At 61.3% G+C, this 19,014-nt stretch carries 17 protein-coding genes; 3 read left to right on the forward strand and 14 right to left on the reverse strand.

Annotated features, from left to right (window positions below):
* Positions 1-156 precede the first annotated feature (156 nt).
* The 5 genes from ACMCNM_RS25065 to ACMCNM_RS25085 all read right to left on the reverse strand — a co-directional run bounded on the left by ACMCNM_RS25065 (position 157) and on the right by ACMCNM_RS25085 (position 5,254).
* On the reverse strand, positions 157-873 hold the full coding sequence (locus ACMCNM_RS25065) for an ABC transporter ATP-binding protein (RefSeq protein WP_027592551.1): 717 nt from the start codon (positions 871-873) through the stop codon (positions 157-159).
* Entirely contained in the window at positions 870-1,745 is an 876-nt protein-coding gene (locus tag ACMCNM_RS25070; protein WP_027592550.1) for an ABC transporter ATP-binding protein, read from the reverse strand. The genes ACMCNM_RS25065 and ACMCNM_RS25070 overlap by 4 nt, the downstream gene beginning before the upstream one ends.
* Positions 1,742-3,043: a high-affinity branched-chain amino acid ABC transporter permease LivM gene (gene livM, locus ACMCNM_RS25075; protein ID WP_099430571.1), complete on the reverse strand. Its 1,302-nt coding sequence runs from the start codon at positions 3,041-3,043 to the stop codon at positions 1,742-1,744. Before livM ends, ACMCNM_RS25070 begins: the two co-directional genes overlap by 4 nt.
* A gap of 2 nt (positions 3,044-3,045) precedes the next feature.
* Positions 3,046-3,960 (reverse strand): ABC transporter permease subunit, encoded by a 915-nt coding sequence (locus tag ACMCNM_RS25080; RefSeq protein ID WP_016489422.1) that lies wholly within the window; start codon positions 3,958-3,960, stop codon positions 3,046-3,048.
* Between the two features lie 157 nt (positions 3,961-4,117).
* Entirely contained in the window at positions 4,118-5,254 is a 1,137-nt protein-coding gene (locus ACMCNM_RS25085; RefSeq protein ID WP_027592548.1) for a branched-chain amino acid ABC transporter substrate-binding protein, read from the reverse strand.
* 472 nt (positions 5,255-5,726) lie between these two features.
* On the opposite strand from ACMCNM_RS25085, the gene pncB reads away from it, so the two are divergent.
* Positions 5,727-6,932: a nicotinate phosphoribosyltransferase gene (pncB, locus tag ACMCNM_RS25090; protein WP_085272316.1), complete on the forward strand. Its 1,206-nt coding sequence runs from the start codon at positions 5,727-5,729 to the stop codon at positions 6,930-6,932.
* 3 nt (positions 6,933-6,935) lie between these two features.
* Positions 6,936-7,763 (forward strand): ammonia-dependent NAD(+) synthetase, encoded by an 828-nt coding sequence (gene nadE, locus ACMCNM_RS25095; protein ID WP_186702388.1) that lies wholly within the window; start codon positions 6,936-6,938, stop codon positions 7,761-7,763.
* A 119-nt stretch (positions 7,764-7,882) separates the two neighbouring features.
* Here nadE and azu read toward each other — a convergent pair whose 3' ends face one another.
* Positions 7,883-8,329 carry an azurin gene (gene azu / locus ACMCNM_RS25100; protein ID WP_412765626.1) on the reverse strand — a complete coding sequence of 149 codons (447 nt, stop codon included), beginning with the start codon at positions 8,327-8,329 and terminating at the stop codon, positions 7,883-7,885.
* 349 nt (positions 8,330-8,678) lie between these two features.
* Here azu and ACMCNM_RS25105 point away from each other — a divergent pair, with 349 nt between their 5' ends.
* On the forward strand, positions 8,679-9,266 hold the full coding sequence (locus tag ACMCNM_RS25105) for a TIGR00730 family Rossman fold protein (protein ID WP_085272314.1): 588 nt from the start codon (positions 8,679-8,681) through the stop codon (positions 9,264-9,266).
* 77 nt (positions 9,267-9,343) lie between these two features.
* Here ACMCNM_RS25105 and ACMCNM_RS25110 read toward each other — a convergent pair whose 3' ends face one another.
* The 8 genes from ACMCNM_RS25110 to rnr form a co-directional block, all read right to left on the reverse strand.
* Complete coding sequence (locus ACMCNM_RS25110; protein ID WP_412765627.1) at positions 9,344-11,644, reverse strand: YgiQ family radical SAM protein; 2,301 nt, start codon at positions 11,642-11,644, stop codon at positions 9,344-9,346.
* A 112-nt stretch (positions 11,645-11,756) separates the two neighbouring features.
* Positions 11,757-13,154 carry a replicative DNA helicase gene (gene dnaB, locus ACMCNM_RS25115; RefSeq protein WP_027592542.1) on the reverse strand — a complete coding sequence of 466 codons (1,398 nt, stop codon included), beginning with the start codon at positions 13,152-13,154 and terminating at the stop codon, positions 11,757-11,759.
* Positions 13,155-13,267: 113 nt separating this feature from the next.
* Entirely contained in the window at positions 13,268-13,714 is a 447-nt protein-coding gene (gene rplI / locus ACMCNM_RS25120; RefSeq protein WP_012316464.1) for a 50S ribosomal protein L9, read from the reverse strand.
* 20 nt (positions 13,715-13,734) lie between these two features.
* Positions 13,735-14,598 (reverse strand): hypothetical protein, encoded by an 864-nt coding sequence (locus ACMCNM_RS25125; RefSeq protein ID WP_412765628.1) that lies wholly within the window; start codon positions 14,596-14,598, stop codon positions 13,735-13,737.
* Between the two features lie 33 nt (positions 14,599-14,631).
* Complete coding sequence (rpsR, locus tag ACMCNM_RS25130; protein WP_003249563.1) at positions 14,632-14,862, reverse strand: 30S ribosomal protein S18; 231 nt, start codon at positions 14,860-14,862, stop codon at positions 14,632-14,634.
* Positions 14,863-14,890: 28 nt separating this feature from the next.
* Positions 14,891-15,316, reverse strand: coding sequence for a 30S ribosomal protein S6 (gene rpsF / locus ACMCNM_RS25135; protein WP_003249557.1), 426 nt, complete (start codon positions 15,314-15,316; stop codon positions 14,891-14,893).
* A gap of 287 nt (positions 15,317-15,603) precedes the next feature.
* Positions 15,604-16,350 carry a 23S rRNA (guanosine(2251)-2'-O)-methyltransferase RlmB gene (rlmB, locus tag ACMCNM_RS25140; protein WP_027592540.1) on the reverse strand — a complete coding sequence of 249 codons (747 nt, stop codon included), beginning with the start codon at positions 16,348-16,350 and terminating at the stop codon, positions 15,604-15,606.
* A complete protein-coding gene (gene rnr, locus ACMCNM_RS25145) occupies positions 16,347-18,926 on the reverse strand; it encodes a ribonuclease R (protein ID WP_085272311.1) in 2,580 nt (859 codons plus the stop codon). Before rnr ends, rlmB begins: the two co-directional genes overlap by 4 nt.
* Positions 18,927-19,014 lie beyond the last annotated feature (88 nt).

Genomic DNA, 19,014 nt, shown 5'->3' on the forward strand with positions numbered 1-19,014 from the left:
TTTCCACAGGCGGCTCCACATTAACCGTGGGTAAAACAAGGCTGTGGAAACAATGGCTTGCGAAGGGTTTTTGGAGAGGCTAAAGAAGGCTGTGCGACAAGTTGTCCACATTCGGCTTGAAGCACTGAGGCCGCTGTGCGGCCCCAGTGTGACTACTCAGTGCCCGCCCAAATAGGCGCTGCGCACTTCCTCGTTCACCAACAACTCCTGGCCGGTGCCCGTCATGCGGATCTGCCCATTGACCATCACATACGCCCGGTCCGACAACTTCAGCGCATGGTTGGCATTCTGCTCAACCAGGAAGATGGTCATCCCAGTCTTGGCCAACTCACGCAAGGTGGCGAAGATCTGCTTGACCACAATCGGCGCCAGCCCCAGCGATGGCTCATCGAGCAGCAACAGCTTCGGCCGGCTCATCAGCGCGCGGGCAATGGCGAGCATCTGCTGCTCGCCCCCCGACATGGTCATGGCCCGCTGGGTGCGCCGCTCCTTCAACCGCGGGAACAGCTCGTACATCCGCTCCATGTCCTCCTTGGCGTATTTGTCGCCAATCGGGATGGTGCCCATCATCAGGTTTTCCTCGACGGTCATGTCGGGGAACACCCGCCGCCCCTCAGGTGACTGCGCAATACCGTTGGAAGCGATGTAATGCGACGACTTGCGGGTGATGTCTGTGCCCCGGTAAACGATGTGCCCCGAAGACGCGCGCGGCTGGCCGAAAATCGACATCAGCAAGGTCGATTTGCCGGCACCGTTGGCACCGATCAGGCTCACCGTCTCGCCTTCGTTGATGTGCATCGACACCTTCTTCAGGGCCTGGATCGGCCCGTAGAACACATCCAGCTCCTTCAGCTCGAGAATGGGTGCACTCATACCAGTTCCTCTTCGTCTGCACCCAGGTAGGCGGCAATCACCGTCGGGTTGTTGCGGATTTCCTGTGGCGCGCCTTCGGCGATCACGTTGCCATGGTCAAGCACGACGATATGGTCGGAAATGCTCATGACCATGCCCATGTCGTGTTCGATCAGCACCACGGTGATGTCGTGCTCGTCACGCAGCACGCGGATCATGCCACTGAGCGCCTCGGTTTCCTGCGGGTTGAGGCCGGCAGCCGGTTCGTCCAGGCAGATGATCTTCGGCCGCGTGCACATGGCCCGGGCGATTTCCAGGCGACGCTGCTGGCCATAAGACAACTCACCGGCCAAGCGGTTGGCGCAATCGACCAGGTCGACCACCTCCAGCCAATAGAACGCATGGTCGAGGGCATCGCTCTCGGCCTTGCGGTAGGCCTTGGTGTTGAGCACCCCGGCCAGCAGGTTGCGGTTGACCCACATGTGCTGGGCCACCAACAGGTTCTCCACCACCGACATTTCCTTGAACAGGCGAATGTTCTGGAAGGTCCGGGCGAGGCCGGCGCGGTTCACCAGGTGGGTGCCGCCGAACATCTTGTAGTACAGGCGGTTGGCAAAGCGCGCGGGCGAAACGAAGTCCGTCGCCTGGAAGCGCTCGCCGAGCAACTGGATGACGTTGGTCTGGCTGCCGCGCACGTTCAGTTCGATACGCCCGCCGCTGGCTTTGTAGAAGCCGGTCAGGCAGTTGAACACCGTGGTCTTGCCCGCACCGTTGGGGCCGATCAGCGCGAAGATCTGGTTGCGCCGGACCTTGAGGCTTACGTCACTCAGCGCCTTGATGCCGCCAAACTGCATCATCAGGTTGTCGACCGACAGAATGATATCGTCGTTCATGGCGCCACTCCTTTACGCGGGACCACACCGGTACGGCTGATGCGGATCAGCCCACGCGGTCGCCAGATCATCATCAACACCATCAATACGCCAAACAGCAGCACGCGGTACTCGGAGAAGCTACGCAGCAGCTCTGGCGCAACGGTCAGCACGAACGCTGCGATCACCACACCGACGGTCGAGCCCATGCCACCCAACACGACGATGGCGAGGATCAGCGCCGACTCGAAGAAGGTGAACGACGACGGGTTGACGAAGCCCTGGTACGTGGCGAAGAACACGCCCGCCAGGCCCGCGGTGGAAGCCCCCAGGGTGAACGCCGAAAGCTTGACCAACACGTGGTTCAGGCCCATCGAGCGGCAGGCGATCTCGTCTTCACGCAGGGCTTCCCAGGCGCGGCCGACCGGCATGCGGGTCAACCGGTGCTTGATGTACAGCACTGCCAGCACCACCAGGAACAGCACGGCGTAGATGAACACGAACTTCAGGTTGGCGTTGTAATCGATGCCAAGAAACTCATGGATCGGCACCCCACCGTCCTTGGCCCGGCGGCCGAATTCCAGGCCAAAGAAGGTCGGCGACGGTGCCGGCATGCCGTTCGGGCCACCGGTGAACGACAGCCAGTTGTTCAGCACCAGGCGGATGATCTCGCCAAAGCCCAGGGTCACGATCGCCAGGTAGTCACCGTGCATGCGTAGCACCGGGAAGCCGAGTATGCACCCCGCCAGCGCCGCCGCGATGGCCGCCAGCGGCAGCACGCTCCAAAAGCCCAGGCCCAGGTACTGGTAGCCCAACGCCAGGCCGTAGGCGCCGATGGCGTAGAACGCCACGTAACCCAGGTCGAGCAGGCCCGCCAGGCCGACCACGATGTTCAGGCCAAGGCCCAGCAACACATAGATCAGGCCGAGGATGACCACGGTCAGCAGGTACTTGTTAGCAAAGATTGGGAAGACGATGGCAATCACCACCAGCGCCGGGATGATGTAGCGCAGCCGCGACTTGTAGTCCGGCGCGTTCACATGCACGCCCGAGCCACCGTTGTCGAAGCCTTGGAGCATGCGCCGCCCGGCGCCCGTCTGCAGGTACAGGCTGAGCAGGAAGCGCCCGACCATCACCCCGCCAACCAGCCACGCCACGCGGCGGGGTTCGGCATTGAAGCTGTAGCCGTCGAGCACCACGCCGACGACCGGGCCAAAGACAATGAGCGCCAGCAGGCCGGCGACGAAGGTCTCCAGCAGGCTGCGTTTGAGGTCGAAACCATTGGTTTCGGAAACAGGGGCAGTTTTGGCAGTGGACATGTTCACACCTTAGCCACAAGCGGGCGACCCAGCAGGCCTTGGGGACGGAAGATGAGGATCATCACCAGCAGCGAGAAGCTGAATACGTCCTTGTAGTCGGAGTTGATCAGGCCAGAGAACAGCGACTCGGAGATGCCGAGGATGATGCCGCCAAGCATGGCCCCCGGTAGCGAGCCGATGCCGCCCAATACCGCCGCCGTGAACGCCTTGATGCCGATGATGAAGCCGGCATAGAAGTCGAAGGTGCCGTAGTTCATGGTGATCAGCACACCCGCCAGTGCGGCCATGACTGCACCGATGACGAATACGTAGGAAATCACCCGATCGGTGTTGATGCCCAGGATCGAGGCCATCTTGCGATCTTGCTGCGTGGCGCGGCACATGCGGCCGAGCTTGGTGTACTTGATCACATAGGTAAGCAGGCCCATGCCGACGAATGCGGCAATCAGGATGAAGATCTTGGTGTAGGTCAATTGCACGAAGCCGGTGCCGACTTCTACCCGCAAGGCGCCTTCAAGCAGGGTTGGCACGCCTTGCTGGCGGGCGCCCTGGCTGATCTGTGCATAGTTTTGCAGGATCAGCGAGATGCCGATGGCACTGATCAGCGGTGCCAGACGGGTGGAGTTGCGCAGGGGTTTGTAGGCGATGCGTTCGATGGTGAAGCCATAGACGCCCGTGACGACGACGGTGAACAACAGCGTGCCCAGCATCAGAAGCGGGAACGATTCGACGCCGAAATAGGCCAGCAATGCCAGGCTGATTGCCGCGAGGTACGCGGAAATCATATACACCTCGCCGTGCGCGAAGTTGATCATGCCGATGATGCCATAGACCATTGTGTAGCCGATGGCGATCAGGCCATAGACCGACCCGAGGGTCAGGCCGTTGACCAGTTGCTGCAGAAAAATACCATCCATAACGCAATCTCACCTGATTGAGATTGCACGAGCGCCTACCACGGCGGGCCCTGAATGCAGCGGCCCTCGCAGCGCAGAACTGTGCAGATCTACGGATAAAGACAGGTACCGCGGGGCTGCAGCCCGGGGCAGTAAGCACCCGGGCCGGTAGCCGTTATTATTTTTGTTTTTCCAGCTGGTGGTATTTACCGTCTTTGTCCCACTGGTAGACCACGTAGTCGGAGACGGTCAGGTCGCCCTTGCTGTCCCACTTCTTCTCGCCCATGACGGTCTTGACCGGGTTGGCCTTGAGCCATTTGGCGGCGTCTTCGCCTTTGTTCGACTTGGCACCGTTGAACGCGGCGGCAAGCGCCTGCAACGAGGCATAGGCGTACAGGGTGTAGCCTTCAGGCTCGGTGCCGTTCTTGCGGAACTCTTCCACCACGGCCTTGCTGTCCGGCAGCAGGCGCGGGTCGGCGCCGAAGGTCATGTACACGCCATCGACGTACTGTGCACCACCCGCCGTGGACACCAGTTCGTCGGTGACGATGCCATCATCGGACATGAACTTGACGTCCTTCAGGCCTTGTTCACGCAGTTGGCGTACCAGTGGGCCGGCCTCTGGGTGCAGGCCACCGAAATAGACCACGTCGGCGCCGGTGGAGCGGATCTTGGTGACCACGGCGCTGAAGTCTTTCTCGCCGCGGGTCAGGCCTTCGTACAGCACAGGTTTCACGCCACGCTTCTCGAGCTGCGCCTTGGTGGCATCGGCCAGGCCTTGGCCGTAGGTGTCCTTGTCGTGCAGCACGGCCACCTTCTTGCCTTTGAGCACATCGACGATGTAGTCACCGGCAACGATGCCCTGCTGGTCGTCACGGCCACACATGCGGAACATGGCGGAAAGGCCGCGCTCGGTCACCTGCGGGTTGGTCGAGCCTGGGGTGATGGCGATCACACCGGCTTCGTCGTACACCTCGGAAGCAGGGATGGTGTTGGAGGAGCAGAAATGGCCCACCACGCCTGCCACTTTGTCCTGGTCGACCAGGCGGTTGGCCACGGCCACGGCTTGTTTCGGTTCGCAGGCATCATCGCCCTTCACCAGGACGATCTTCTCGCCGTTAACCCCACCTTCGGCGTTGATCTTGTCGGCTGCCGCCTGGGCACCTTTCATGTACTGCTCGCCAAACGCTGCGTTGGCACCGGTCATCGGGCCTGCGACGCCGATCTTGATGTCGGCCTGAACATACGAAGAAATACCCAGTGCCGTAGCGACGGCCAGAGCCAGGAAACCTTTCTTGTAAAACGTCTGCGACATGAGGTGGTGCTCCTAGAGTTTTTTTTTGGTTGGCACTACAACTTCTCAACCCTGTGCTCAGAGCAAGGGCCGTGCCATTGGTTTTGTATTCCGGGAAATCACACAGCCAGGGCGGCTGGCAGGCGACCGACGGCCTTTTCTTTATTGAGCGTGCAACCGTCTGCCGCGCGGCAGGCGCCACCACACGTACAGACAAGGAGCAACCGTGAAGTGCCATCATTGCAACCCTGGCAAGTGTTTACGTGCAACCGCCCTGTAACAGCCGACGTCACCGAAGTGCACACCGCTGGTGCGCGACTGCTACAGGCAGCACTGTTTCAAGGCTAGCGGGTGCACGGAAAAACACCTCAGTTTTGGCCGTTATGCCGGCCAGATGGGAGCGGGCTTGTCCGCGAATGGGCCGCAGCAGAAACATGAAAATGCAAAAGGCTGGCACAATGGCCGCCATTCGCCGCTTCCGGAGCCACCCTTGATGAGCGAGAGCGCATTCGCCGAGCGCATCGTGCACAACCTGCTCGACACCGACTTCTACAAACTCACCATGATGCAGGGTGTGCTGCACAACTACCCGGACGCCGACGTGGAATGGGAGTTTCGCTGCCGCAACGGCGAAGACCTGCGCCCTTACCTCGGCGAGATCCGCAACCAGCTCGAACTGCTCAGCGACCTGACCTTGGATGAAGGCCAACTGGGCTTTCTGGAACGTATCAGCTTTCTCAAGCCAGACTTCCTGCGGTTTCTGCGCCTGTTCCGCTTCAACCTGCGTTACGTGCGCATCGGCATCGAAAACGATCAACTGTTCCTACGCCTGCGTGGCCCCTGGCTGCACGTGATCCTGTTTGAAGTGCCCTTGTTGGCCATCATCAGCGAAGTGCGCAACCGCCACCTGCACCCGCACATGCGCCTGGCCGAAGCCCGCGACCAGCTGTACCGCAAGTTCGACTGGCTGCGCGCGCATGCCAGTGACGACGAGCTGGCCGACCTGCAAGTGGCCGATTTCGGCACCCGCCGGCGGTTTTCCAGCCGTGTTCAGGAAGAGGTGGTACGGGTGCTGCGTGATGACTTCCCGGCCCGTTTCGTGGGCACCAGCAACGTCGACCTGGCATGGAAACTGGATATTAAGCCGCTGGGCACCATGGCCCACGAATGGATCATGGCTCACCAACAGCTCGGCCCGCGCTTGATCGACAGCCAGAGCGCCGCGCTGGACTGCTGGGTACGCGAGTACCGCGGCCTGCTGGGCATCGCCCTGACCGACTGCATCACCATGGACGCCTTCCTCGGCGATTTCGATTTGTACTTCGCCAAGCTGTTCGACGGCCTGCGCCACGATTCGGGCGAGCCAGTGGCCTGGGCGGAAAAGGCCATCGTCCATTACCAGAAGCTGGGTATCGACCCGATGACCAAGACCCTGGTGTTTTCCGACGGCCTCAACCTGACCCGTTCGCTGGAAATCTTCCGTGCCCTGCGCGGCCGCATCAACGTCAGTTTCGGCATCGGCACCAACCTGACCTGCGACATACCGGGTGTGGCGCCGATGAACATCGTGCTTAAAATGACCGACTGCAATGGCTCGCCGGTGGCGAAAATCTCTGACGAGGCGGCCAAGACCCAGTGCCGCGACGAGAACTTCGTTGCCTACATGCGCCACGTTTTCAAAATCCCCAGCAAGGAGTAACCCATGCAAGCCGTTCAGCGAGAGATTGCCCAAGCGCTCAAGGTGCAGCCACCGTTCGCCGATGCCGCCGCGCTCGACAACGAAGTGGCTCGGCGCGTGGCGTTCATCAAGGAGTGCCTGGCCAATGCCCGGCTCAAAACGCTGGTACTGGGCATCAGTGGCGGTGTCGACTCACTGACCGCTGCCCTGCTTGCCCAGCGCGCGATCAACGAGCTGCGTGCCGAAACCGGCGATAAGGCCTACACCTTCATTGCCGTGCGCTTGCCCTATCAGGTGCAGCATGACGAGCATGACGCCCAGGCGTGCCTTGACGTGATCAAGGCCGATGAAGTGCACACCGTCGACATTGCCCCGGCAGTGAAAGCGTTGGCAGCTGAGGTGGTGGAACTGAAAAACGGCTCGCCGACGCTGGTGGACTTCGTTGTCGGCAACGTCAAGGCACGTACCCGCATGGTCGCCCAATACACCATCGCCGGCGCCCGTGCAGGCCTGGTGATCGGCACTGACCATGCCGCCGAAGCGGTGATGGGCTTCTTTACCAAGTTTGGTGATGGTGCCTGCGACCTGGCCCCGCTGAGCGGGCTGGTGAAAAACCAGGTACGGGCCATTGCGCGCCGCTTTGGTGCGCCGGAATCGCTGGTAGAGAAGGTACCGACAGCCGACCTGGAAGACCTTGAGCCGGGCAAGCCGGACGAAGCGTCACATGGCGTGACGTATCAGCAGATCGATGCGTTCCTGCAGGGGCAGCCGGTTGATCAGGCAGCGTTCGATATCATCGTCGCGACCTACCGCAAGACCCAGCACAAGCGCGAACTGCCGTTCGCCCCCTAAAAGCTTCGCGGGGCAAGCCCGCTCCCACAGATGCCCCGCTAGTCTGAGTTCAGTACGGAATCTGTGGGAGCGGGCTTGCCCCGCGAATGGAGGGCAAAGCCCTCCTCTGCATCAAGTGATTATTTGACGACGACTGTGCCTTTCATCATCGAGATGTGGCCAGGGAACGAGCAGAAGAAACCGTAATCTGTGCCAGCAGCCAGCTTGGACACATCAAAAGTCACCGAGTCTTTTTCGCCCGCGCCAATGATCTTGGTGTGAGCGATGACACGCTCATCACCTTCTTTCAAATAGGACTTTTCGATACCGGCGCTCAGGCCTTCGGTAGCAATCGGCTGCATGTCAGCTGCCTTGCTGATGACAATGTTGTGCCCCATGACATTCTTCGGCAGGTTGCCCGAATGTTCCAGGTTCACGGTGAATTGCTTGCAGCTCTTGTCGATGACGATTTCCTTGGTGTTGAAGGACATCTGGTCGGTCGAGTCGACAGTCACCGAGCACTCGGCTGCGAAGACAGAGGCGCTGGCGAGGGTCAGCAGGGATACCGCTACAGCTTTCGCAAACATCATGAATCTCCTTGGCAGGGTTTTATCAATTGCGAGACTGCCTGAAACCGTTCAGCCCCTTTCTGATATGGGTCAAGGGGGTGTCAAGTGGCCAGCCAGTAGAATTGTTCAATGGATTGTATACAACCAATCTAAGGGCACATCATGCCCTTTTATTGGAGGATGGGACAACCTCTCATTTAGGAGCAATACCAAATGCGCATTTCCAGCTTCATGAACAGCCTGCTTGCCGCCTATGCCCAGGGTGCCACGGGTGCTGTCTGCGAATTCTCCCGGCCGGAATGACACCGGCCTTGGAACGGCCATGCATGCGCCGTACCCTGTCATTCTGAATGATTGGAGATGAGCAATGCGTGTACGTTCCGTGTGTGTCTTCTGCGGCGCCAGCATCGGCGCCAACCCTGCTTACCGTGAAGCGGCCGTCGCCCTGGGCCAGGCCATCGCCCGGCGCGGCCTGACCCTGGTTTATGGTGGCGGCGCTGTCGGCTTGATGGGCATCGTGGCCGATGCTGCCATGGCTGCGGGCGGCGAAGTGGTCGGGATCATCCCGCAAAGCCTGCTGGACGCCGAGGTGGGCCACAAGGGCCTGAGCCGCCTGGAGGTGGTCGATGGCATGCACGCGCGCAAGGCGCGCATGGCCGAACTCAGCGATGCCTTCATCGCGCTGCCGGGTGGGCTGGGTACGCTGGAGGAGTTGTTCGAGGTGTGGACCTGGGGGCAACTGGGCTATCACGCCAAGCCGCTGGGCCTGCTCGATGTGAATGGCTTTTATGAAAAGCTGGGCGGGTTCCTTGACCATATCGTCGAGGAAGGCTTCGTGCGGCCGCAGCATCGGGCGATGTTGCTGCTGGGGCAGCAGGCGGATGCATTGCTGGATGGGATGAGTGAATTCGTCGCGCCGGTAGCGCCGAAGTGGGTCGACAAGCAGCCGGATTGAACTGAAAGGGGCTGCTGCGCTGTACCTGTAGGAGCTGGCTTGCCTGCGATGGGCCGCAAAGCGGCCCCCTTCAACCCTCAGCGCGGAATAACGGGCTGACGCGGCTTCTTACCCTTGCCGCCACCCTTGGCCGCTTCCTTGCGCTCCTTGGCCGCCTGCTGGTTGCGGGCAAATGCCTCGGCCTTGGCCTTCTCACGCTTGTCCCACGGCTTGCTGCCATCGCTGCCACGCGGTGGCAGGCCGGTGTGCTGGGTCAGGATCTTCTGCTCCTTGCCTACCTTGTGGCTGCCAGCCGGCGTCGAGTTCTTGCGGCGGGCGCTCTGGTAGCTGTCGGACTGCGGCTGGTGCAGCGGAATCAGCTGGTGCTTGCCTGGCCCGATCAAATCGGCACGGCCCATGCGCTCCAGCGCCTCACGCAGCATCGGCCAGCCCTTCGGATCGTGATAACGCAAGAACGCCTTGTGCAGACGGCGCTGCTCCTCGCTCTTGACGATCTCTACGCCTTCGCTCTTGTAGGTCACCTTGCGCAGCGGGTTCTTGCCTGAGTGGTACATGGCCGTGGCCGACGCCATGGGCGACGGGTAGAAGGCCTGCACCTGGTCAGCGCGGAAGCCGTTGCCCTTGAGCCACAGGGCCAGGTTCATCATGTCTTCGTCGGTGGTGCCTGGGTGCGCGGCGATGAAGTACGGGATCAGGTACTGCTCCTTGCCCGCCTCTTTCGAGAACTTCTCGAACATGCGCTTGAAGCGGTCATAAGTGCCGATGCCCGGCTTCATCATCTTGTCCAGCGGGCCACGCTCGGTGTGCTCCGGGGCAATCTTCAAGTAGCCGCCCACGTGGTGGGTGACCAGCTCCTTGACGTACTCCGGCGACTCGACCGCCAGGTCGTAACGCAGGCCCGAGGCGATCAGGATCTTCTTCACACCCGGCAAAGCACGCGCCTTGCGGTACAGCTCGATCAACGAGCTGTGGTCGGTGTTGAGGTTTTCACAGATACCCGGGAACACGCACGACGGCTTGCGGCAGTGCTTCTCGATCTCGTGGCTCTTGCAGGCGATGCGGTACATGTTGGCGGTCGGGCCGCCAAGGTCGGAAACCACGCCGGTGAAGCCCGGCACCTTGTCACGCATCTCCTCGATCTCGTTCAGGATCGACTCGTGGGAGCGGTTCTGGATGATGCGACCTTCGTGCTCGGTGATCGAGCAGAAGGTGCAGCCACCGAAGCAGCCACGCATGATGTTCACTGAGAAGCGGATCATCTCGTACGCCGGGATGCGCTCTTTGCCATAGGCCGGGTGCGGAACACGTGCGTAAGGCATGCCAAACACGTAGTCCATTTCTTCGGTGGTCATGGGGATGGGTGGCGGGTTGAACCACACGTCCACTTCGCCATGCTTCTGCACCAGGGCGCGGGCGTTGCCTGGGTTGGTTTCCAGGTGCAGCACGCGGTTGGCGTGGGCATACAGCACCGGGTCGTTACGCACCTTCTCGAACGACGGCAGGCGGATCACCGACTTGTCGCGGGTCATGCCCGGGCTGTCGAGAATCTGCACCACCTTGGCTTCGTTCGGGTCTTCCACGTCACCTTTGGCTTGCTCGATGGCACACGCCTGGGTGTCTTGGGTGTTGACGTAGGGGTTGATGATCTTGTCGACGCGGCCAGGGCGGTCGATGCGGGTGGAGTCGATCTCGAACCAGCCCTGCGGCGTGTCACGGCGCACGAACGCGGTGCCGCGCACGTCGGTGATGTGTTCGATGCTCTCACCCTGGGACAGGCGCTGGGCGACTTCGACAATGGCCCGCTCGGCGTTGCCGTACAGCAGGATGTCGGCGCTGGCGTCGATCAGGATCGAATGGCGGACCTTGTCCTGCCAGTAGTCATAATGGGCGATGCGGCGCAGCGAGGCCTCGATGCCACCGAGTACGATCGGCACGTGCTTGTAGGCTTCCTTGCAACGCTGGCTGTACACCAGGCTGGCGCGGTCCGGGCGCTTGCCGGCCATGCCGCCTGGGGTGTAGGCGTCGTCGGAACGGATCTTCTTGTCCGCGGTGTAGCGGTTGATCATCGAGTCCATGTTGCCGGCCGCGACGCCGAAGAACAGGTTCGGCTCGCCCAGCTTCATGAAGTCGTCTTTGGACTGCCAGTTTGGCTGGGCGATGATGCCCACGCGGAAGCCCTGGGCTTCCAGCAGACGGCCGATGATGGCCATGCCGAACGACGCGTGGTCTACGTAGGCGTCTCCGGTCACGATGATGATGTCGCAGGAATCCCAGCCGAGCTGATCCATCTCCTCCCTGCTCATGGGCAGGAACGGTGCTGGCCCGAAGCATTCGGCCCAGTACTTGGGATAGTCGTAGAGTGGTTTGGCTGCTTGCATGTCAGTGACCGGTTCTGGTGTTCAGGGAAATCGCGGGCGCGGAATATAGCACAAATTTTGATCAAATCCGACGGCAGAGGTCGGATTCATCTGCAATACGCAAACCCTGCGTTTATTCGTCGTCGTCGAAGTTGTACATACCCGGCGCGAGGTTCTCGAAGCGGGTGTACTTGCCGATGAAGGCCAGGCGGATGAAGCCGATGGGGCCGTTACGCTGTTTACCGATGATGATCTCGGCAATGCCCTTGTGCTCGGTTTCCGGGTGATACACCTCGTCGCGGTAGACGAACATGATCACGTCGGCGTCCTGCTCGATTGCACCCGATTCACGCAAGTCGGAGTTCACCGGGCGCTTGTTCGGCCGCTGTTCCAGGGAGCGGTTCAGCTGCGACAGGGCGATGACCGGGCAGTTGAATTCCTTGGCCAGGGCCTTGAGCGAGCGGGAGATCTCGGAAATCTCGTTGGTCCGGTTGTCACCGGCAGAACCCGGGATCTGCATCAGCTGCAGGTAGTCGACCATGATCATGCCAATTTCACCGTGCTCACGCGCCAGGCGACGGGTGCGCGCACGCATTTCCGACGGGCTGATGCCGGCGGTATCGTCGATGAACAGCTTGCGGTCGTTGAGCAGGTTGACCGCCGAGGTCAGGCGCGGCCAGTCGTCGTCGTCCAGCTGGCCGGAACGGACTTTGGTCTGGTCGATGCGGCCGAGGGACGAGAGCATACGCATGATCAGCGATTCGCCTGGCATCTCGAGGGAGAACACCAGCACCGCCTTGTCGCTGCGCAGCACGGCGTTTTCCACCAGGTTCATGGCGAAGGTGGTCTTACCCATCGATGGACGGCCGGCGACGATGATCAGGTCGGCTGCCTGCAAGCCACTGGTCTTCTCGTCCAGGTCGGTATACCCGGTGGAGATACCCGTGATATCGCTGTCGGAGTTGAACAGCGTGTCGATCCGGTCGATGGCCTTGGTCAACAGCTCGTTGACCCCTACCGGGCCACCGGTCTTCGGCCGGGCCTCGGCGATCTGGAAGATCTGCCGCTCGGCGTCGTCGAGGATCTCTTCGGCGTTGCGACCTTGCGGGTTGAACGCGTTGTCGGCGATGTCGGTGCTGATGCTGATCAGCTGACGCAACGTGGCCCGCTCGCGAATGATCGCGGCGTAGGCCTTGATGTTGGCCACCGACGGGGTGTTCTTGGCCAGCTCCGCCAGGTAGGCCAGGCCGCCGACTTGCGACGACACGCCCTCCTTGTCCAACTGCTCGTGCAACGTGACCACATCGAACGGATGGTTCAGGTCGACCAGCTTGTGGATGGCGCGGAAGATCAGGCGGTGGTCATGCCGATAGAAATCGCCATCCGACACCTGATCCAGTACCCGCTCCCAGGCGTTGTTGTCCAGCATCAGGCCACCGAGCACAGCCTGTTCGGCCTCGATGGAATGCGGCGGCACCTTCAGGGATGCGGTTTGCAGGTCAAGCTGTTCGGAGGTGGTGATCTCGTTCATGGCCACGAATAAATTCTGGGGGACGAAAAAGACAAAGGGCACGGCCTGTGAAAGACAGGACCGTGCCCGATGTTAACCGGCTGGGCCGCGTGCGGCCAGCCAGTCAGCGCAGCTTAGGCAGCTACGACGACCACACGTACGGTGGCTTCAACGTCGCTGTGCAGGTGCACGGCTACGTCGTATTCGCCAACCTGACGGATGGTGCCGTTCGGCAGACGAACTTCAGCTTTGGCCACTTCAACGCCAGAGGCGGTCAGGGCGTCAGCGATGTCGTGGGTGCCGATCGAACCGAACAGCTTGCCTTCGTCACCAGCGGTGGCAGTGATGGTCACTTCCAGCTCAGCCAGTTGGGCAGCGCGGCTTTCAGCCGACGATTTACGGTCAGCAGCTGCTTTTTCCAGCTCGGCGCGACGCTCTTCGAACGCAGCCAGGTTGGCGGCGTTGGCAACGGTGGCCTTGCCGAATGGCAGCAGGAAGTTACGGCCGTAACCAGCCTTAACTTTTACTTTGTCGCCCAGGTTGCCCAGGTTAGCGACTTTTTCCAGCAGGATCAGTTCCATTTGGTAAAACCTCTTAACTTTTAACCTTCACCGTTCGCGGAGTCATTCCCCTCAGGGGACTTGCGACCGCGAAAATCAATCAGGCTGTCGACAATGGCCAAAACCACGAGCAACGGATAAATCAGCTGCATGATCAGCGGCAGCGTCACGTACATGCCTACCAGCCAGAAACCGGCCAATCGGCCCTTTGCCACCAGCCCATGCATCAAGGCGATGCCGGCCAGGACGAGCACCAGGCTGGACGCAGAGGCCAGGACGATGAACTGCGGCCCGATGAACGGACCCAGCACCATCATGGCCACCAAAGCCAGCATGGCTACCCGCGGCAACTTCAGGGCGCGAAACTCGCGGCCGAAGCCTCCAGGGTTGTACAACGCAGCCTGCCAATAACGCGCCAGCATCAAAGCCAGCACGCTGAACAGCTGCAGCATCACCGCCGTTGAAGCGACCAGCACAGGGCCGATCAGCTCACCGGGGATCACCGGCTTGCCTTCGATTTGTGGCAGGGCTTGTACAAGCGCCTTGGCCAACACTTCGAAGGTTTCACGCAGTACCGTGTCCAGGATGAGGCTGTAAACCAGCCCCAACACAACACTGAACATCAACACCCGGCTCCAGGAATGCCCGGCACGCAACAAGGCGGCCAGCCCCAGCGTCCCCAACAGCACCAGCAAGGTACTGGGGTCGCCAAAGGCCCAGATGGCCACCGCGGGCAAAAGCCCAAACGCGATGACCGTTGAAGCATCCTTGAACCCGCGCCGCAGAAGCACGAGGCTTCCGGCAGCGGCACTCAACCAGAACAACAGCGGTAACACTGCACTGATGACCACCACCAGGGTGGCCTGCACACGACCGCGCATGATGAAATCAGCTAACGCTCGCATGCTTATCCCTTACTGCTTGTCGACGACCCGGTCTCAGCGGCCGTGGCTGTCGGTGTAGGGCAGCAGGGCCAGGAAGCGGGCGCGCTTGATAGCGGTAGCCAGCTGACGCTGATAACGAGCTTTGGTACCGGTGATACGGCTTGGAACGATCTTGCCGGTTTCGGATACGTAAGCTTTCAGGGTGTTGAGATCTTTGAAGTCGATCTCTTTCACGTCTTCAGCAGTGAAGCGGCAGAATTTACGACGACGGAAGAAACGTGCCATGTAATAGGCTCCTCAAAAGGTCCGTGGATTACTCGTCAGCGTTATCGCTGGAGTCGCTGTCATTGCTGTCATCGCCTTCGGCGGAGTCAGCATGCTCAGGACGCTCACGACGCTCACGGCGCTCGCTGCGGTTCTCTTCTGCCTTCAGCATCTCGGACTGACCGGTTACGGCTTCGTCACGACGGATGACCAGGTTACGGATCACGGCATCGTTGTAGCGGAAGTTGTCTTCCAGCTCGGCCAGGGCCTTGCCGGTGCACTCAACGTTCAGCATCACGTAGTGAGCCTTGTGAACATTGTTGATTGCGTAGGCCAGTTGACGACGGCCCCAGTCTTCCAGGCGGTGGATTTTGCCACCATCTTCTTCGATCAGCTTGGTGTAACGCTCAACCATGCCGCCGACTTGCTCGCTCTGGTCCGGGTGAACCAGAAAGATGATTTCGTAATGACGCATGAATGCTCCTTACGGGTTAGTAGTCTGCCAGAACGCTGGTCAGACAAGGAGTGAATGACACTGTATGTCTTGCCATGGAGGGGAGGCACATGAGCGCCTGCCAGCTCGGCAAGGGGCGCAATTGTAGAGAAGGCGGGGCGGACAAGCAAGGTAATTGGCGATTATTTGAACAGCCAGAAACACGTTAGCCTGCACCGCCCTCTTCGCGGGCAAGCCCGCGCCTACAGAGATCTCACCGAACCCTGTGGGAGCGGGCTTGCCCGCGAAGAGGCCCGCACAGGTATGAATCAGCGCTTGGCTTGACGCTGGCGCACTGCCTCGAACAAGCAAACGCCGGTCGCCACCGAAACGTTCAGGCTGCTGACGCTACCGCCCATCGGCAACTTGACCAGGAAATCGCAATGCTCACGGGTCAGGCGGCGCATGCCTTTGCCTTCTGCCCCCATGATCATCACCAGCGGCCCGGTCAGGTCCTGTTGGTAGATTTCCTGCTCGGCCTCACCGGCCGTGCCGACCACCCACAGGCCACGCTGCTGAAGCTTTTCAAGCGTGCGCGCCAGGTTGGTCACGGCCACCAACGGAATCACTTCCGCAGCACCGCAGGCCACCTTGCGCACCACCGGCGTCAGGGTCGCTGACTTGTCCTTGGGCACCACCACCGCCGTTGCGCCGGCGGCATCGGCGGTGCGCAGGCAGGCGCCGAGGTTGTGCGGGTCGGTGACGCCGTCCAGGACCAGAATCAGCGGTGGCGTTTCGGTGCGCTCGAGCAACTCCTCAAGCATCAACTCACCCCACACCTGGCTCGGGCTGACCTCGGCGACCACACCCTGGTGCACACCTTCGACCCAGGCATCCAACTCGCGGCGTTCGGCCTGGCCGACCGCTACGCGGTTTTCTGCGGCCAGCTCCAGCAGCTTCTGCAGGCGCGGCTCACTGCGCCCTTCCGACAGCCAGACCTGCTTGACCCGCTTGGGGTGGTGCTGCAACAACGCCTGCACGGCGTGTACGCCGTAGATCTTTTCCAGCTGACTCATGACTTGCTCTTGCTCTTGCGGGGCGCACCGGACTTCGGCGGGCCTTTGCGATGCTTGGTCGGCTTGCCGGATGGCTTGCCACCCTTCTCCGACTTGCTGCCGGCACTGCTGCGAGCGTCGGTCATCAACGCCTTCTTCATCTCGCGGCTCTTGCGCACTTCAGCGTTGCGCTGCACGGCATCTTTAGGGAAGTAGGCCTCGGACGCCTCGCTCTTGCGGCTGCGCGGCTTGGGCGTGGCTTTCGCCTCGGTGGCCGGTTGCGGCTGCTCGGGCTTGCCGTCTGCGGACGCCGCGGCGCCGCGCTGCTTGCGACCGATCGGCCCGCTGAGGGTCTTCTCGGAGACTTCGAAGTCGATCTTGCGCTCGTCCAGGTCAACGCGCATGACCTTGACTTCGATCGTGTCGCCCAAGCGGAAGCTGCGCCCGGTACGCTCGCCGGACAGGCGATGATGAACCGGGTCGAAGTGGTAGTAGTCGCCCGGCAGCGCACTGACGTGCACCAGGCCTTCTACGTAGATGTCCGTCAGTTCGACGAACAAGCCGAAACCGGTCACCGCGGTAATCACACCCGGGAAGGTCTCGCCCACACGGTCCTTCATGAACTCGCACTTGAGCCAGTTGACCACATCGCGCGTCGCCTCGTCGGCACGGCGTTCGGTCATCGAGCACTGCTCGCCGAGTTGCTCGAGGGTGTTCTCGTCGTACGGGTAGATACGCGCCTTGGGAATGCTCATGGCGCCAGCACGCTTGACGTGCGGGGTATCCACCTTGGAACGGATGATGCTGCGGATGGCACGGTGCACCAGCAGGTCCGGGTAACGACGAATCGGCGAGGTGAAGTGGGTGTAAGCCTCGTAATTCAGGCCGAAGTGGCCGTTGTTGTCGGTGCTGTAAACCGCCTGGCTCAGCGAGCGCAGCATCACGGTCTGGATCAGGTGGAAGTCTGGGCGCTCGGAAATGCTCGCCAGCAGGGCCTGGTAGTCCTTCGGCGACGGGTCCTTGCCCTTGTGCAACGACAAGCCCAGCTCACCGAGGAAGGCGCGCAGTTTTTCCAGGCGCTCCGGCGGCGGGCCATCGTGCACGCGGTACAGGGCCGGCACGCCGTGCTTCTGCAGGAACTCGGCGGTGGCCACGTTGGCCGCCAGCATGCATTCCTCGATCAGCTTGTGGGCATCGTTGCGCACGGTCGGGCGGATTTCGGCGATCTTGCGTTGATCGCCAAAGATGATGCGGGTTTCTTGGGTCTCGAAGTCGATCGCGCCGCGGGTGTGGCGCGCGTCCAGCAGCACCTTGTAGAGCGCGTAGAGGCTCTTCAGGTCCGGCAGGACTTCCTTGTACTCCTCGCGCAGCGCCTTCCCTTCACGGGTGCGGGCATGCTCGAGCATGCTGCTGACCTTGTTGTAGGTCAGGCGGGCATGGGAGTGGATTACGCCTTCGTAGAACTGGTAGTCGACCATCTGGCCGGCTTTGTTGATGGTCATTTCGCAGACCATGGCCAGGCGATCGACGTGCGGGTTCAGCGAGCACAGGCCGTTGGACAGCTCTTCGGGGAGCATCGGCACCACGCGCTCGGGGAAGTACACCGAGTTGCCACGCTGCTGGGCTTCGACGTCCAGGGCAGAACCCAGGCGCACGTAGCTGGAAACGTCGGCAATCGCCACGTACAGGCGCCAGCCACCGGAGAACAGGCGCAGCTTGCCCAGCGGCTCGCAATACACCGCATCGTCGAAGTCGCGGGCATCTTCGCCGTCGATGGTGACGAAAGGCAGGTGGCGCAGGTCGATGCGCTTTTCCTTGTCCTTCTCTTCCACTTCGGAGCGGAACTTGCGCGCCTCCTTGACCACGTCATCGGGCCAGACGTGCGGAATGTCATAGCTGCGCAGGGCAACGTCGATTTCCATGCCCGGCGCCATGTAGTTGCCGATCACTTCGATCACATCGCCTTGCGGCTGGAAGCGCGGGGTGGGCCAGTGCGTGATCTTGATCTCGACGAACTGGCCAATCTTGGCGCCGCCATTGCGACCGGCGGTCACCAGCACTTCTTGCTGGATCTTCGGGTTGTCCGGCGTCACGTAGCCGATACCGCCCTCTTCGAAGTAACGCCCGACCACGCTTTCATGCGCGCGGGAGATGACTTCTACCAAGACACCTTCACGGCGGCCACGGCGGTCGGTGCCGGACACACGCGCCAGGGCGCGGTCGCCATCGAATACCAGGCGCATCTGCGAAGGGCTGAGGAACAGGTCGTCGCTCTTGTCATCAGGGATGAGGAAGCCAAAACCGTCGCGGTGGCCGGAAATGCGGCCACAGATAAGGTCCAGCTTGTCTACCGGGGCATAGGTGCCACGCCGGGTATAGATAAGCTGGCCGTCGCGCTCCATGGCACGCAGGCGGCGGCGCAGGGCTTCAATCTGGTCTTCCTCGTACAGACCGAATTCTGCCGCCAGCTCCTCGCGGGCGGCCGGCTCGCCACGATCGGCAAGACGCTGGAGGATCAGCTCACGGCTGGGGATAGGGTTGTCGTATTTTTCCGCTTCGCGAGCGGCCTCGGGATCGAGGGATTGCCAATCGGCCATCAGAAGGGGTTCACCTTGGGGTATATAGATAGGAATTCTGGCATAGGCGTATTGAAACCGGAAATGACAGCCTTGGACAGCCCCCCGG

Origin of the sequence: Pseudomonas sp. NGC7 (assembly GCF_047159675.1) — a bacterium.
Lineage (GTDB): Bacteria > Pseudomonadota > Gammaproteobacteria > Pseudomonadales > Pseudomonadaceae > Aquipseudomonas > Aquipseudomonas kermanshahensis.